10 protein-coding genes are annotated in these 15,563 nt (G+C 65.1%); 3 read left to right on the top strand and 7 right to left on the bottom strand.

Annotation, left to right across the window (positions count from 1 at the left end; translation table 11 throughout):
* The first annotated feature begins 155 nt into the window (after positions 1-155).
* Together E3T27_RS14005 and E3T27_RS14000 are read left to right on the top strand one after the other, a co-directional pair.
* Positions 156-1,460 carry an aromatic ring-hydroxylating oxygenase subunit alpha gene (locus E3T27_RS14005; RefSeq protein WP_104196366.1) on the top strand — a complete coding sequence of 435 codons (1,305 nt, stop codon included), beginning with the start codon at positions 156-158 and terminating at the stop codon, positions 1,458-1,460.
* Entirely contained in the window at positions 1,457-2,869 is a 1,413-nt protein-coding gene (locus E3T27_RS14000; protein ID WP_134573445.1) for a ferredoxin reductase, read from the top strand. Before E3T27_RS14005 ends, E3T27_RS14000 begins: the two co-directional genes overlap by 4 nt.
* A gap of 131 nt (positions 2,870-3,000) precedes the next feature.
* Here the strand turns inward: E3T27_RS14000 and E3T27_RS13995 are convergent, their stop codons facing one another.
* The 4 genes from E3T27_RS13995 to E3T27_RS13980 all read right to left on the bottom strand — a co-directional run bounded on the left by E3T27_RS13995 (position 3,001) and on the right by E3T27_RS13980 (position 10,451).
* Positions 3,001-5,448: a ComEC/Rec2 family competence protein gene (locus E3T27_RS13995; protein WP_134573443.1), complete on the bottom strand. Its 2,448-nt coding sequence runs from the start codon at positions 5,446-5,448 to the stop codon at positions 3,001-3,003.
* Positions 5,445-6,188 carry a helix-hairpin-helix domain-containing protein gene (locus E3T27_RS13990; protein ID WP_134573441.1) on the bottom strand — a complete coding sequence of 248 codons (744 nt, stop codon included), beginning with the start codon at positions 6,186-6,188 and terminating at the stop codon, positions 5,445-5,447. The genes E3T27_RS13995 and E3T27_RS13990 overlap by 4 nt, the downstream gene beginning before the upstream one ends.
* A gap of 137 nt (positions 6,189-6,325) precedes the next feature.
* Positions 6,326-8,926: a leucine--tRNA ligase gene (gene leuS, locus E3T27_RS13985; RefSeq protein WP_134573439.1), complete on the bottom strand. Its 2,601-nt coding sequence runs from the start codon at positions 8,924-8,926 to the stop codon at positions 6,326-6,328.
* Positions 8,927-9,008: 82 nt separating this feature from the next.
* Positions 9,009-10,451: an anthranilate synthase component I family protein gene (locus E3T27_RS13980; protein WP_134573437.1), complete on the bottom strand. Its 1,443-nt coding sequence runs from the start codon at positions 10,449-10,451 to the stop codon at positions 9,009-9,011.
* A 78-nt stretch (positions 10,452-10,529) separates the two neighbouring features.
* On the opposite strand from E3T27_RS13980, the gene E3T27_RS13975 reads away from it, so the two are divergent.
* Positions 10,530-11,165: a DedA family protein gene (locus tag E3T27_RS13975; protein WP_104196224.1), complete on the top strand. Its 636-nt coding sequence runs from the start codon at positions 10,530-10,532 to the stop codon at positions 11,163-11,165.
* Here E3T27_RS13975 and cydC read toward each other — a convergent pair.
* The 3 genes from cydC to cydB are packed head-to-tail and all read right to left on the bottom strand — an operon-like array spanning position 11,122 to position 15,542.
* Positions 11,122-12,885 carry a thiol reductant ABC exporter subunit CydC gene (cydC, locus tag E3T27_RS13970; RefSeq protein ID WP_134573435.1) on the bottom strand — a complete coding sequence of 588 codons (1,764 nt, stop codon included), beginning with the start codon at positions 12,883-12,885 and terminating at the stop codon, positions 11,122-11,124. The two genes, E3T27_RS13975 and cydC, sit on opposite strands and share 44 nt — an antisense overlap.
* On the bottom strand, positions 12,878-14,533 hold the full coding sequence (cydD, locus tag E3T27_RS13965; protein ID WP_134573433.1) for a thiol reductant ABC exporter subunit CydD: 1,656 nt from the start codon (positions 14,531-14,533) through the stop codon (positions 12,878-12,880). The genes cydC and cydD overlap by 8 nt, the downstream gene beginning before the upstream one ends.
* A 4-nt stretch (positions 14,534-14,537) precedes the next feature.
* Positions 14,538-15,542, bottom strand: a complete 1,005-nt coding sequence (cydB, locus tag E3T27_RS13960) for a cytochrome d ubiquinol oxidase subunit II (protein WP_134573431.1) — start codon at positions 15,540-15,542, stop codon at positions 14,538-14,540.
* Positions 15,543-15,563: the final 21 nt, after the last annotated feature.

The following is a 15,563-nucleotide window of genomic DNA, read 5'->3' as shown; positions in this document are numbered from 1 at the left end:
ACTTATTCTGCACTATTATTCGCTAAATCTTGCGCTTTTGTTGCAGATCGATGCTCCCTAATCTCGGAAATACCCGTTTTCGACAACGCCGGTTGCCTCCCAACTCCGTGGTCCCACTCATCGCACACTTATCCAGCCCTTTCGGGAGGAAACCCATGTCCGCACCAGTGCACACGCTCCTCAAATCACGCGGAAAACTCGCTTCATCCTTGCGTGCCGAGCAGGTGGCGGAAATCACCGAGTTATTCGATTTCCGGCGCGTGGGATATTCCCTCGATGCCCCTTTTTACACGGATCCGACGATTTTTGACATCGATATGAAAGCCATTTTTGGCCAGCACTGGATCTTCGCCGCCAGCATCGCCGAGCTCCCGGAGCCGGGCGACTACGTCACTGTCGACTACGGCCCCTTTTCCTTGATCGTGCTGCGCGACGACGACGGCGGCGTTAACGTTCTGCACAACGTGTGCCGCCATCGGGGTGCCCGCGTTCTGACCGAACCTGCGGGGACCACTGGCAACCTGGTATGCGGCTACCACTCATGGACTTACTCCCCCCGCGGCGATTTGGTTCATGCCTCGGCACCGGGGGAAACGAAGTTCGACAAGGGCTGCTTCGGCCTCAAGCGCGCCCACAACCGAGTGGTCGCCGGACTCATCTTCGTCTGCATTGCGGACGAACCGCCGACGGATTTTGACGAGACCGGAGAAATCTTCGAGCCCTACCTCGCACCCCACGATCTATCGAAGACGAAAATCGCCTACCAGCAGAACATCATCGAGGACGGCAACTGGAAGCTCGTCATGGAGAACAACCGGGAGTGCTATCACTGCGACGGCCACCCGGAACTCGCCTGCTCTCTCTTTCCCACCTGGGGCTTGACCGAGGGCCTGATCCCGCTCCATCTCGAGGAGGTGTGGGACCGCAACAAGCAAGCACAGTCCTCGCTCGAAGACCGCTGCCGCCGCTACGGCCTCCCCTATGAGGTCGTCGAGGAACTCGACACCCGCGTAGCGGGAATCCGCATCTCACGAGACGCGCTCGACGGTGACGGCGAATCGTTCTCGCCCGACGGGCACAGACTCTCTAAGAAGCTGCTCGGCGACTTGCGGGACTTTCGCCTTGGCCGCTGCTCGATGCACCTGCAGCCCAACAGCTGGTTCCATTTCCTTGGGGACCACGTCATCACGTTCGCCGTCTTCCCCGTCAATGAGCACCAGACACTGGTACGCACCACCTGGCTGGTGGCTGACGACGCCGTGGAAGGCGTCGATTACGACCTGAAGAAGCTCACTCACACCTGGAAGCAAACCAATCTGCAGGACAAGGCGTTCGTGGAGCTGTGCCAAAAGGGCGCCGGCAGCCCCGCCTACGAGCCTGGCCCGTACATGAAGAGCGAATACCAGGTCGAGGCGTTCATCAATTGGTACGTGCAGCGCGTGCAGGAACACTTGGCATGATTGAACTCGGTACCGTCACGGCGGCCCAGGAACCACAGCGTATTCGCGGCCTTGAGATGCCGTGGAACAGGGTGATGGGCAGCACCGACGGACCCGCGGGCGCCGCCCGCGCATTGGGGCCCTGGAATCCGCAGGAACTCATGGCCGAATGTGTCGAGACCGTTCCCGAGGGGGGCGGAATGATCACCTTCGTATTCCGCCGCTTCGACGGTGCGCCCTTGGCGTTCCGTCCGGGCCAGTACGTGAATGTCGCCTTTCCCGTGAACGGCGAGGACCAGGACGCGGTGGACCGCAGCTACTCGCTGTCCAGTTCGCCCACGAAGCCGTGGACGTTCAACATAACAGTCAAGTGCGACCCCAAGGGACAGGTGTCGCCGTGGGTGCACGCGAACGTCAAACCGGGCACCGTCCTCGAGATGCTCGGACCAGTCGGGGCGTTCCATCTGCCCGACGCCGACCGGAGGGCGCGATACCTCTTGCTGGCCGCCGGCGCCGGCATCACCCCGATCATGTCGATGGTGCGGACCATCCACTCCCTGCCCGGACAGGCCGACGTCGTGGTGCTCTACCACGGAGCGGCGGCCGGAGACTTCGCATTCGACCAAGAGTTGGCCTACATCGCCTCCGTGGACTCGCGCATTAAGATCTTCTACTCTCTGGGCGACCGCAGCAAACCGGAAGGGTGGGAAGGGCTTACCGGAAGGCTGACGGCGGCCATGCTCGACGAAGTGGCCCCCGATGCCAACGGCCGCCAGGTTTATGCTTGTGGCCCCGAAGGCTACCTGAACACAGCGACCGAGCTCCTCGAGAAGGTCGGTGTCGACGACACTTCCATACACATGGAATTCTTCTCGGGAGACCGCCAGACGATCCTTGAATATCAGGCGGAGGTCGCTCTTGCAGTCGACATTGCGGAGGAAATCGCCGAGGAAATCGCTGATTCCGCCGAGGACTATTACGAAAGCCAGCCCACAGCCTTCGGGCTCTACGAACCCGGCTACGACGGCGAGGGAACCCTGCCGGCCATTGGGCTACCGTTGGAGACCGTCGACCCGAACGCGGCCCTCGTAGCCCCTGACGGCAGTCCGGACCGGGGGAAGGAGGTCGCATACACCGATATCTCCAGCTTCGACACTGTCGGAATGGGAAGCCTCACCCTTTCCTTCATGCGCACCGGCATCAACGTGCGCATCGACCCCGCCGAACACATCCTCGGCGCTGCCCAACGTGCGGGCGTAAGGATCGGCGCGAACTGCAGAGAAGGCATGTGCGGCTCCTGCAAGGTCGTCAAGCTTTCGGGGGAGGTCGAGATGAACCACCAGGGCGGGATCCGGGCACGGGAAATCGATGCAGGCAAGTTTCTGCCCTGCTGCTCCACCGCTCGCACCGATTTGGTGATCGATGCCTAGCCGCCTCCAACTGCTCTAGGCCGGGACACCAATTCTCGGCGACGGCGTACTGGAGTAAAACGGCCATAGCGCACAGACTGCATTGTCGGCCCAGATACTTCCGCACCGAGGGAACGCGCTAAAACTCATCCTCAACTCATCCTCAACGCGGCCGGTGTCTCGGTCGGTGACCCGGGCGGACCTCGGGCGGCGACCTTCTCCGTCCAGAGTACGAGAGCGCCGTCGGCTCCCGGCGCGACGACCGACATCCCCTCCTGATCGGTGCACGCCGACAGTGTGCCGACCGACGCGAGAATAGTGAGCAGTTTGTTCGTGGGGTGACCGTAGGTGTTCTTCACCCCGACCGAGATCAGTCCGACGCGAGCACGAAGTTCCGCGTACAACTCGGGGCTCTGGTCGGCCGAACCGTGATGGGCCACCTTGACGACGTCGACCCGTCCCGGCGGTGACACGCGTCGGAGGGCGTCCTGTGCCTCTTGCCCCAGGTCGCCGAGGAAGATGGAACGGATGCCCCGCCCGTCGAACGTGATCGTGATACTTCCCGGGTTGCCAACCTGCATGGTCGTCGCTCCACGAATGGGCCAGAGGATGTTCCAGTGCAGGCCGCCGAGCGTGCCGGAATCGCCGCGCGCGGCCTGCCGGACGGTAGCCCCGCCCGCGGTGAGGCGCGCGTGCAGGCTCTCATCCTGGGCATTCTCGGGCACACCGACGAGGGCGGTGTCGACCCGGCCGATGACGGCGTCGACCCCGCCGATATGGTCGAGGTCGTAGTGGGTGAGCACGAGCAGGTTGATGCGGGTGATGCCCAGAGTGGCGAGGCAGGTGCTCAACAGCTGGGGGTCTGGCCCAACGTCAATGAGACCGTAAGCGTCGCCGTCGCGCACGACCACGGCGTCGCCCTGGCCGATGTCACACGCCGCAATCTGCCAGTTCGCCGGAAACTGCCAGTTCGCCGGAAACGACACCGCTCGGCCGATTCCGGTGCCGATCAACGACCCCGCGTAGCCACCCAGACCGACCACGAGCACGGCGAGCACTGCCACCGGCCAGCGCGCGGGTCGGGCGCCCGGCCCGCGCAGCACGACGACGAGGGTGAGCACGGTCCCGACGCCGAGCAGCAGCACCCCCCAAGCGCCGCCCGGCCAGGGCAATCGGTTACCCGGCAGGGTCGAAACCGCCTGAGCGACGGCGGCGATCCACGCCGAAGGAATCCAGGCCAGGGCGAGCAGCCCGGACGCCACCCCGGGCAGCACCGGCAAGGCCAGGCAGGCGATGAGCCCGATCACTGTCGCCACGGGCGCGGCCGGGCCAGCCAGAATATTTGCCGGAACCCCATAGAGCGGCAGGCTTGGACTCAGCAGAATCAGTACCGGCTGGCAGGCCAGCTGGGCCGCGAGTGGAATGGCGATGAGGGCGGCGAGGGCGGATGGCATCCACTGGCTGAGTACCCGGCATAGCGGACCGGCGATCACGAGTAGTCCGGCGGTCGCGAGCACCGAGAGCGCAAACCCATAGTTGCGCGCCAGCCACGGATCGCTCACCAGCAGGCCGATCACAACGAACAAAAGGGTTGGCACGCCCCGGCCCGGTCGTCCGGCCCCGATCGAGGCGAGGGTCACCGTGGCCATGACTGCCGAGCGCAGCACACTCGGCTCCGGTGTGACCAAAATGGTGAAGCCGAGCAACGTCAGTAGCGAGAGCACGATGCGCCAGGAGCGGCGCAGCCGGAGATAGCCGCCGAGCAGCATGATCGAGGCGATGACGATCGCACAATTGGCGCCGGATACCGCGGTCAGGTGGCTCAGAGAGCTGGTCTTCATCGCTGCATCAAGCGTGGGGCTGACTGCGCTCGTGTCACCGATGGCCAGTCCGGGCAGCAGGTCACCCCCGTCGCCAGCGAGGCTCGTCGCGGCCGTAGCAAACTTGGCTCGCAGTTCGTTGGCCCACTGCAACCACCACGGGGGCGCCGCAACACCATACGCCGTTTCGGTAGCGAATAACAGGGCGACCGCGGCATCACCGGGCTCAGTCATGCGCAGCGTGCCGCGCACTTGGAGGATTGACCCGATTTCTGGTTCGGTTCCGCCCCTGGCTGCTTCGCCGAACACCACGACCGGGCTCGACACGTGCGCGGTCGTGCCGCGGCTGTCGATCTGGGTCAGGGTGGCCTTGTACCGTACCCGTCCCGAGGTTCCGCTGCCGATGAAGGCTTTGGCCGCAACCGGAACCGACCAGATAGTGAGTGTCGCGGTGACCGGCGCGTGCGACCCGGCGGCGTCGCGCACCTCGGGCGGCAGCCGAACCGGCGCCCAGGCGGCGACGGCGGTGGCTACGAGCGCCGCGCCGGCGCAGCAGAGCAGCACGCTGGCGCACGCTGTCTGCCAGCGCCTGGATCTCGGCGCTGTCGGCCACTCGATGCGCCGCGCCATTCGGCTGATCATCAGTACGCCGATACAGCCACCGGCTACTATCCACAGCGTCACAGCGACCGCGCCGGCCACGGTGGGCGCGCCGATCAGCAGGCCGGCGGTCAGCCACACGGCCAGTGCCGGCAACACAAGCCGCAGATCGAGGCTCATACCGTGATGAAGTCTTTGAGCGCCTCGAAGGTTTTATCGCCGATGCCGGCGACGTCGCGCAGCCCGTCGATGCTCGTAAACCGGCCGTTCTTCGTGCGATAGTCCAGGATGCGCTGGGCCATGGTCGGGCCGATCCGAGGCAGGGAGTCCAGGTCGGCTACGGTGGCCGTATTGAGGTTGACCTTGGGCGCTTTCGCGTTAGCTCCCCCAGTGCTGCCGACCCCAGTGCCGCCGACCCCAGTGCCGCCGACCGCCGCGGGGAGGTCCGGAGGCACTTCGCCCTGCCGGGGTACATAGAACTGCTCGCCATCACTGAGGAGGCGCGCCAGATTCACGCCCGCAGGATCGGCCTCCGCCGTCAAACCACCGGCAGCAGCAATCGCGTCCATGACCCGATCGCCGTCAGATAGTTGAAACAGCCCGGGCCGTGCGATAGCTCCGAGAACGTGCACAAAGATGGTGACATCGGCGGCGGCCGCAATCGCCTGGCCGGGCGCGGCGCCCGCACCCGCCCTTGCGTCGAACGGTTCTGATGTCGCGCTGCTGCCCGAGGCGATCGACGCTTCGGACCCGACCGTGCGCTGCCCGGCCTGCTGGCCGACGGCGGACACGATGACGGCGACAACGAGGGCGAGCAGCAGCAACACGACGGCCGCTCCGACGCCGACCCGCAGTCGGGGACGACCCCGAGAAGCCGGAGCAAGGCGGTCGAGATCGAGCGGGGAACGATCGGGCTGCATGCTCGCACGCTAGGCCGGGCACAGCATCCGCCAGCCGCACACTGCCCTATCTGTGGATGCCTCCAGCAGGAGCAGTCCTGTGGAGAAGACCCCGGTCGATCGCGCGCGATCGACCGGGACTGCTCATTCGTGCAGCGCTACGGGCGTGTGACGAACGAGACGAGCTTGGGCACGCGCACGATCACCTTGATGATCTCGCGATCACCGATTGAACGGATGACCGCAGCAGCGTCTCGCGCCATTTTCTCGAGGTCTTCGCTGGAGATTTTCGGCGAAACTTCGAGCAGGGTACGCATCTTTCCGTCGACCTGCACGACCGCCGTCACGGACTCCTGCACGAGCAGGGTCTGCTCGGCCTTGCGCCACGGCACGAGAGCGATGCACGGCTCGTAGCCGAGGTGCTGCCACATGTCTTCAGCCGCGTAGGGGGCGAAGAGGTTCAGCGCCATGGCGGTGGCCTCGGCGGCTTCACGCACTGCGGCATCCCCTGAACCGGCACCGGTGTCGATGACCTTGCGGGTGGCGTTGACGAGCTCCATCAAACGTGCCACGACGACATTGAACTTGAACGACTCCACCAGACCGGGCGCATCCGCGAGGAAGCGGTGGGTGACGCGGCGCAGGGTAACGTCACCGGTCTTCCACTCCACGTCGGGCGCGCTGGTTACGTCGCGCGCGACGCGCCAGGCGCGGGCGAGAAACTTGGCCGAGCCGACCGGGGACACGTCAGCCCAGTCGATGTCGTCTTCGGGCGGGCCGGCGAAGGCCATTGTGAGGCGTACGGCATCGACACCGTGGCGTTCGACTTCCTCGGTGAAGTAGACGAGGTTGCCGCGGCTTTTGCTCATCTTGGCACCGTCGAGAATGACCATGCCCTGATTGAGCAGCGCGGTGAAGGGCTCGGTGAAGCTCACGTAGCCTTCGTCGAACAGGAACTTCGTGATGAAGCGCGCATAGAGCAGGTGCAGGATGGCGTGCTCGACACCGCCGACGTACTGATCGACGGGTGCCCATTTCTCGGCCTCCTTCGGGTCGAAGGCTTTGGTGTCATCACTCGGGTTTAAAAACCGCAGAAAGTACCAGGAGCTGTCGACGAAGGTGTCCAGGGTGTCGGCGTCGCGTGTCGCCGGGGTGCCGTCGATCGGGTTCGGCACATTGACCCAGTCGGTCGCTCCGCCCAGGGGCGAAGTTCCCCTCGGCTTCAGATCGAGCCCCTCTGCCGGCGGCAGCAACACCGGCAGCTGATCTTCAGGCACCGGAATCTCGGCGCCGTCGGCGCCGTGGATGATGGGGATTGGAGCGCCCCAGTAACGCTGGCGTGAGACGAGCCAGTCGCGCAGGCGATAGTTCTTCGCGGAGCGGCCGAGCCCGTCGTTGGTCAGTTGCTCGATGATGCGCTTGATGGCGGTGATCTTGCTCAGGCCGTTGAGGGGGCCCGAATTGATCAGGCGGCCCTCGCCTGCCAGCGCGATGCCGGTGCTGAGCGGGTCGAGCTCTGGCAGCTCTTCGGTGCCGTCGAGCATGCCCTGGGTGATCACCGGGATCATGCCGGTGGCCGGAGAGTTGGTGTCGACGACGACCCGCACGGGTAGGTTGAAGGCGCGGGCGAAGTCGAGGTCGCGCTGGTCGTGGGCCGGCACGGCCATGATCGCGCCGGTGCCGTAGTCAGCGAGCACATAGTCGGCAGCCCAGACGGGCAGACGTTCGCCGTTGACCGGGTTGATCGCGTAGCGACCGAGGAACACGCCGGTTTTGGGACGATCGGTGGCCTGACGCTCGATCTCCGTGCTGCGCTGCACCTGTAGGAGGTAGTCCTGGAACGCCTCCTGCACGTCAAGCGTGGCCTCGGCGACGAGTTCGGCGGCGAAGTCAGAATCTGGCGCCACGACCATGAAGGTGGCGCCGAAAAGCGTGTCGGGGCGGGTCGTGAACACGGTGACGCGCTCCGTGCGGCCCTCAATAGCGAAGTCGACATCCGCTCCGATGGAGCGTCCGATCCAGTTGCGCTGCATGTTGAGCACCTTGGCCGGCCAGGTGCCCTCGAGCTGGTTCAAATCATCCAGCAGGCGGTCGGCGTAGTCAGTGATCCTGAAGTACCACTGGGTGAGCTTCTTCTTCACGACGACGGCGCCGCTGCGGTCGCTCGTGCCGTCGGCCAGTACCTGTTCGTTGGCAAGCACGGTCTGGTCGATCGGGTCCCAGTTGACCCAGCTGTCCTTACGGTAGGCGAGCCCCTTCTTGTGCAGCTGCAGGAACAGCCACTGGGTCCACTTGTAATATTCGGGATCGCTCGTGTGCAGTTCGCGGTCCCAGTCAAAGCTGGTCGCGTAGAGCTTCATGCTCTTCTTCTGCTGGGCGATGTTGTCGTAGGTCCAGCCGCGCGGGTCGATGCCGCGTTTGATGGCGGCGTTCTCGGCCGGCAGTCCGAAGGAGTCCCAGCCGATTGGGTGCAGCACGTTGAAACCCTGGTGGCGCCAGTAGCGGGCGACGACATCGCCGAGCGCATACACCTCGGCGTGACCCATGTGCAGGTCGCCTGAGGGGTAGGGGAACATATCGAGCACGTACTTGCGCGGGCGGGTATCGCCCTCGGCGCTCGTCTTGAACGGGGCGAGTTCCTCCCAGATGGGTTGCCACTTCGCCTGGATCGCCGCGAAGTCGTAGACTTCTTCGTCGCTCTCGTCGCGCGCGTCAATGCGTACGCTGTCATGCTCGTGTGCCACGTGACTCTCATTCATTGCAGGGGTTGTACATGATCGATGCGGGAGCATTCGCTCGGGCGCACGCGCGATGAAGCGCACGTGTGCAGGGTCTAGATTACTAGGGCGCGGCGATGCCGAGGCTCGCCAGCAGTGCGGCCGCCTTGATCCGGGTCTCTTCGATCTCTTCGGCGGCGATCGAGAGGGCGGTGATTCCACCACCCGTTCCGATACTGGCTCCCTCGAAATCGAGCACGATGCTGCGGATGACGATGGCCAGGTCGGCCACGCCGCCGTGCCCGATATAGCCGAATGCCCCGGAATAGACGCCCCGTGGCCCCCGTTCGAGCGCGTCGAGAATGGTCATCGCGCTCTGCTTCGGGGCACCCGTCATGGAACCGGCCGGAAAACACGACTCGATGGCGTCGACCACCGTAATACCCGGTGACAGAAGCGCCTCAATGGTGCTGACCAGCTGGTGCACGTGCGGGTAGCTCTCCACCGCCAGCAGGCTGGAGACTGCTACGGTGCCGAGCTCGGCGATTCGTCCGAGGTCGTTGCGCATGAGATCGACGATCATCAGGTTTTCGGCGCGTTCTTTGTCGCTGCGGGCAAGTTCCACTTTCAGCCGTTCATCTTCGGCCGCCTCGGTCGAGCGTGGCCGGGTGCCTTTGATCGGTTTGGTCCGGATGCGTCGATCCCGGCTCACGTGCAGAAACTGCTCTGGGCTCGCGCTCAGCAGCGCCACGTCACCAAAGCGCAGCAAACCGCCGTGGTGGCTGGGGCTGCCAGCTCGCAGCCGGCCGTAGGTTTCGACCGGGTGCCACTCGCCCGGCACCCAAATCTCATTGGTCAGGCACAGTTGGTACGCGTCGCCGTTGCCGATGAAAGCCAGGCAGGTCTCGATCAGGGCGTCATAGTCGGTGGGGCTGTGACGCCACTTTGGGGCAGCGGATGCCCGCGGCGAGGGAGCGCGGGTCGGCGCGGGTGTGCCGCGGTTCACCGTCTGGGTCGCCGGTAGCGCCGCGATGATCTGGTCGAACCAGTCGGCGACGGACGCTCCTGTCTCGCCGGCACTCGCTCGTGCCACGAGCGTCACCGTACGGTCACCGTGGTCGAACCGGATCATGCGGTCTATTTCAAGCAGTGCGGCATCGGGGTACCGTGACTCGTGCGTGGGCGTACCAACGGTGTTCGCGCCCAGTTCGTAGCCGAGCCAGCCGACCCAACCAAGCTCAAACCCATCCTGACGCGAGGCAGGGCCTGCAGGGGGGCTATCGCCGGTGAGGTCGCGACGCAGAAACTCGAAGACGGTCTCGTGTGTGCTCACCGGAGGCAGGGAATCCTGCGGATGAACGTATGTGCTGGTGACCGTTCCCTCTATCACCGAGGCCGTGACGAAACGGGACCGGGGCGACGCGGCCCCGAGGTAGCTGACGCCGGTGCGCGCGCCCGGTCCGGCATCGAGCCAGAAAGAATACCGGTCGGAGGCATAAAGCGCCGTAAAAACCGCGGCAGGGTCGAACCAACCGGCCAGGAGCTTGCTCTGCACGGTGCCGGTCACCACAACAGCCTAGCTTTTCGACGCGGTGTGGGCCGGGACGACCTTGTTGAATCGCGCGCGGCACGTAGGCTGGGCACAATGAATGACATCCTCACGTGGATTCTCGACACCGTCTCCGGCGTCGACCCGGTCATTCGAACGCTTCTGGCCGGTGTGGGCATGCTGTTGGAGACCTCGGTGCTGGTGGGGCTGGTCGCACCCGGCGACACTATTGTGATCGTTGCCAGCACTGCGGTAGCCAGCCCGGTGGAATTCGTCACCCTGGTTCTGGCCGTGATCGTGGGAGCCCTGGCCGGAGAGAGTATCGGTTTTGCCCTCGGGCACCACTTCGGCCCATTCATCAGGAGCAGCAGGCTGGGCCGGCGCATCGGCGAGCACAACTGGGCTCGCGCTGAGACCTACCTCGACCGGCGCGGAGGGTTGGCCGTTTTCATTTCCCGCTTTCTGCCGGTATTGCACTCGCTGATCCCGCTCACCGTAGGAATGAGCCGTATGCGGTACGGCACCTTCATGGCCTGGACCGTACCCGCCTGCATCATCTGGTCCCTCGCCTACGTGAGCGTCGGATCGGCTGCGGCGGACGGCTACCGCGAGCTGAGTGGGCGCCTGCACTTCGCCGGCTACCTCTTCGTCGGCGTGATCGCCCTGTTCACGCTCGCGGTCTTCCTCATCAAGAAGTGGCTGCACCGCCGCGAACTGCGCCACATGGACTGATTACGGTGTGCCCTCCGGCACGGGCCGGCAGCGTTACCCTCGCGGTCACGAGCTCGTCGGGCACCGGGGTATGCGAGATGAGCAGCACTGCGCGGTGCGCATCAGCCGCGGCCGTCAGGATGTCGCGCACGAGGGCATCCGCCCCCGCACTGTCGACATTAGCGGTGGGCTCGTCGACGATCAGCACCGGAAAATCGGCGAGCAGGGCCCGGGCCAGGGCGATGCGCTGCGCCTGACCGCCGGAGACCAGCGCACCGCGCTCGCCCACCCGGGCGTCAAGGCCGCCGCGTGCGCGGGACCACTCGGCTAGTCCGACGCGCGCCAGCACGGCCTCGAGCTCGGCATCGGTCGCGGTATCCCGGGCGAACAGCAAATTCTGGCGGATGCTGTCGTCAAATAACCACGGGCGCTGCTCGCACAGTCCGACCACGCGTCTCACCTCGGACTGGGCGAGCAGCCGCGCCTCAACCCCGTTCAATCGATACGAACCGGTGTAGTCGAGAAAGCGCACGAGGGTTTGGGCGAGGGTGGTCTTGCCGGCGCCGCTCGGCCCGGCCAGGTGCACGCGATCGCCCGGCGCCAACCGTAGGGTGATGCCGGCCACGCCGGGTTCGTGCTGCCCTGGCCAGCGCGCACCGAGGTCGGTCAGTTCCAGAACGACCGGGCCCCTGGCCCGATCGGGGGCAAAAAGCGTCAACGGGTCGACCACATCGACGGGAATCTCCCCCGGTACCGCCGCCGGAACGATGTCAGCGACCCGGGTGGCACTCACCCGCACCTGCCGCCAGGCCGAGCCTGCGAGGGGAATCATGCCGAATACCTCGAACACGGCCATCGGTACAAGCACGGCCACGATGACGGTCGGGCCGAGCAGCACGGGGCTGAGCAGGCCACCACCGCTGTCGAGGGCGGGGACACCAAAGTAGAGCGCCCCGAGCGTTGCCGCGCCGGCAAACAGCGCTACAACCGCCGACTGAACGCCGATCCCGACCGATCGGCGCAGGGTGGCCTGTCGGAGGCGCGCGTCGGTACGCTCAAGCTGTTCGAGGCGCGGGTTGAGAGCGTCGAAGGCGGTGAGGACGTCGAGGTTTTCGACGATCTCAAGCACCTCGTCGGCGAGGGCCCCGCGCAGGGGCGCGAGTTCACGATCGGCACGTGCGGAAAGTGTGCCGGAGAAGAGGGTTCCGAGTATTCCGGCCAGCAGCAGGCAGACCAGCAGCGTGAGTCCGGCAGCCGGAACGATCAGCCAGATACCGACCACACTGAGCAGGGCGGTTATTCCCGCCACCAGTAGCGGTTGCACGACCCGTAACGGCAGGTCCTGAAGATCGTCGACATCCCGCACGAGGCGGGTGAGCAGATCACCACGCCCAGCGCTGGCGAGCCCGGCCGGGGCGATGGGCACGATGCGTCGAAACATGCCGAGGCGCAGCTCGGCGAGCTGCCGGAAGGCGGCATCGTGGCTGGACACCCGTTCCAGATAGCGAAACACGGAGCGAAAAATGGCGAAGGTGCGAACCCCGACGACGGCCAAACCCAGAACCGCGAGGGACGGCATTTCGGCCGCGACGGTGATCAGCCAGGCCGAGCAGGCCAAAAGCGCCACCGCCATGACGGCGCTGCCGATGCCGGCCAGCAGACCGGGAACGAACCAGCGTGGGCGAGGCTGGGCGAGGCGCAACACGTCGCGGGTATGCGGGTGGAGCGTGGCCTCAGACATGAGTCAGCTCCTGCAGTTCGATCACGTTGTCGGCGGCAGCAGCAACAGCCGCGCGGTGGCTGACGACGATCACAACGCGCCCCTGATCGGCCAGGTGTCTGAGCCCGACGAGCAGACCGGCCTCGGCGTCGGAATCGAGCGCCGAACTCGGTTCGTCCAGGATCAGCACGTGGCAATCGGTCGCGAGGGCCCGGTAGATGGCTCGCGCTGCGGCGACACGTTGGGCCTGACCGCCCGAGAGACCCTCACCGTTGACCCCGAGGACCGTAGCCGGTGACACCTCCGCGGCGCCGGCCCAGCACAGTGACTGCACGACCAGGCTCTGGTCGGAACCGGTGGGATCAGCGGATACTGCCCCGAGCGCCACATTTTCGGCCACCGTCCCCCGGAACAGACCCGGGCGTTGGCCGGCCCAGGCCAGCCAGCCGCGCGTCGAGCCGGCCGAAACTGTCACACCATCGAGGGTGAGGTTACCGGTAAAAGGGACGAAACCGAGCAGGGCTGCGACGAGGGTCGATTTGCCGACTCCGCTCACTCCGCGCAGCACGCTGAGCTGTCCGGGGGCAAATTCCGCGTGCAGGTGATCGATCACGAGGGTGTCGCCACGCCGAACGGAGACTCCGTTGAGCACCAGGGCGCCCGAACCGAGTTGCACCGTGTGGGCGACGGCATCCGCTCGCGAGATTTCCGGCGTCGTCTCGTCGTCGAGAATGGCGAACAATTCTTCGGCGGCGGCGAGCCCGTCGGATGCGGCATGGAATTGCGCTCCGACCTGGCGCACCGGCAGAAAAACCTCTGGGGCGAGCAGCAGAACGAACAGGCCGACGCCGAGCAGCAGGGCACCGTCGATGAGCCGTAGGCCGATCGACACGGCGATGATCGCGACTGAGAGGCTAGCGGCGAGTTCGAGCACGAAACCGCTGAGGAACGACACGCGCAGCACCTTCATGGTGCGGGTGCGGTATTCCTCGGTGATCGACCTGATTCGATCGAACTGGCGTCGTTCGCGGCCGTAAATCTTCAGGGTCCCCAGGCCCCCGACCACGTCGAGAAACCCGGTCGACAAACGCTGCAAGGCCTGCCACTGCTCCTGCTGCACCGACTGGGTGACCCGGCCGATGAGAATCATGAAAAGCGGAATCAGCGGAATCACGACAATGACGATGAGCCCGCTGATGAGGTCTTGCGAGAGGATGACAATGATCAGGATGGGGGTGGCGATCATGGTCAGCAACAGTTGGGGCAGGTACCGGGCGAAATAGTTGTCGAGCGCGTCCAGTCCGGTCGTCACGACCGTCGAGAGTCGCGCGCTCTGCCGGGATGCGACCCAGTCGGGGCCGCGCTCGGCGAGCTGGGCAAGGACTTTGGCGCGCAGTTGGCTCTTGACCTGAGCGGCGCCACGGTTGGCCGCGACTTCGAGCAGCCAGATGAGCACCGAGCGCAGCACGACGACTCCGGCGAGGGCGGCGAGGGTCGGCGCGATAGTACGGAGGGGTTCCCCCGCGACGGTGAACGTGATCGCTCGGGTCAGCAGCCACGCGAACGCGACGACGACGAGCGTTTGCGCCAGGCCCAGCAGCGCGCCGACCAGAAGAAACCGACGGGCTGCGTGGGCGTAGCGAAGAAGACGAGGATCCAGGGGACGCACTGTTTTAGTGTACGGCGAGGTCAATGTGCGCCCGGCCGATGCGCTTACGGAACACCCAGTAGGTCCAGCCCTGATAGAGCAAAATGACGGGCATACCGATCAGGGCGGTCCAGCTGATCACACCGAGAGTGTACGTCGACGAGGAGGCGTTCGCGATCGTCAGGCTGTTGGCCGGGTTGTTGCTGGCCGGCATGACCTCGGGAAACAATGACGAGAACAGGGTCAGCACGACAAGACCGATCGTGCCGGCCATCAGGGCGAACGCGAGCCGTTCGGCGCCGCGCAGGTTGGCCAGGAACGATGCGATCAGCAGGGCAGCGGCCAGGGCTGCCAGCAGAGCGGATGCCACGGTGCCGTAGGCGAGCGTCGTCCAGGCTAAGAAGGTGGCCGCGGCGAGGATCGTCACGATTCCAGCTTTCGTCGCCAGTTTGCGGGCCCGCAGTCGAATGTCTCCCTCGGTTTTGAGCGTCACGAACACCACTCCGTGCACGAAGAACAAGAGCAGCGTCGTGATGCCGCCGAGCAGGGCATATGGGTTGAGCAGGTCGAAGAGGGTACCGATGTAGTCGTGGTTGGCATTGAGCTTCACGCCGCGCACGATGTTGGCAAAGACCACACCCCAGAGAAACGCCGGAACGGCCGAACCGACGATGATCAGGCCGTCGAACCATTTCTTCCACGATGATTCCGGGCGCTGGTGCCGATATTCGAATGACACACCACGCAGGATCAGGGCCACCAGAATGAGCAGCAGGGGCAGGTAGAAGCCGCTGAACATTGTTGCGTACCACTCCGGGAACGCCGCAAAGAGCGACGCCCCGGCCACAATGACCCAGGTTTCGTTGAGGTCCCAGACCGGACCGATGGTGTTGATGAGAACGCGGCGATCGGTGTCGTCTTTCCCGAGGAAGGGCAGGGACATACCGACCCCGAAGTCGAAGCCATCGAGTACGAAGTACCCGATGAACATGAAAGCGATGATCCAAAACCAAAGAATTGTGAGATCCATTGTGTATTTTCCGTAACCCCG

This window comes from Cryobacterium lyxosi (assembly GCF_004403345.1).
Classification (GTDB): Bacteria; Actinomycetota; Actinomycetes; order Actinomycetales; family Microbacteriaceae; genus Cryobacterium; species Cryobacterium lyxosi.
The sequence above is the reverse complement of the archived record's forward strand: the minus strand, read 5'-3'. Positions and strand labels throughout refer to the sequence as shown.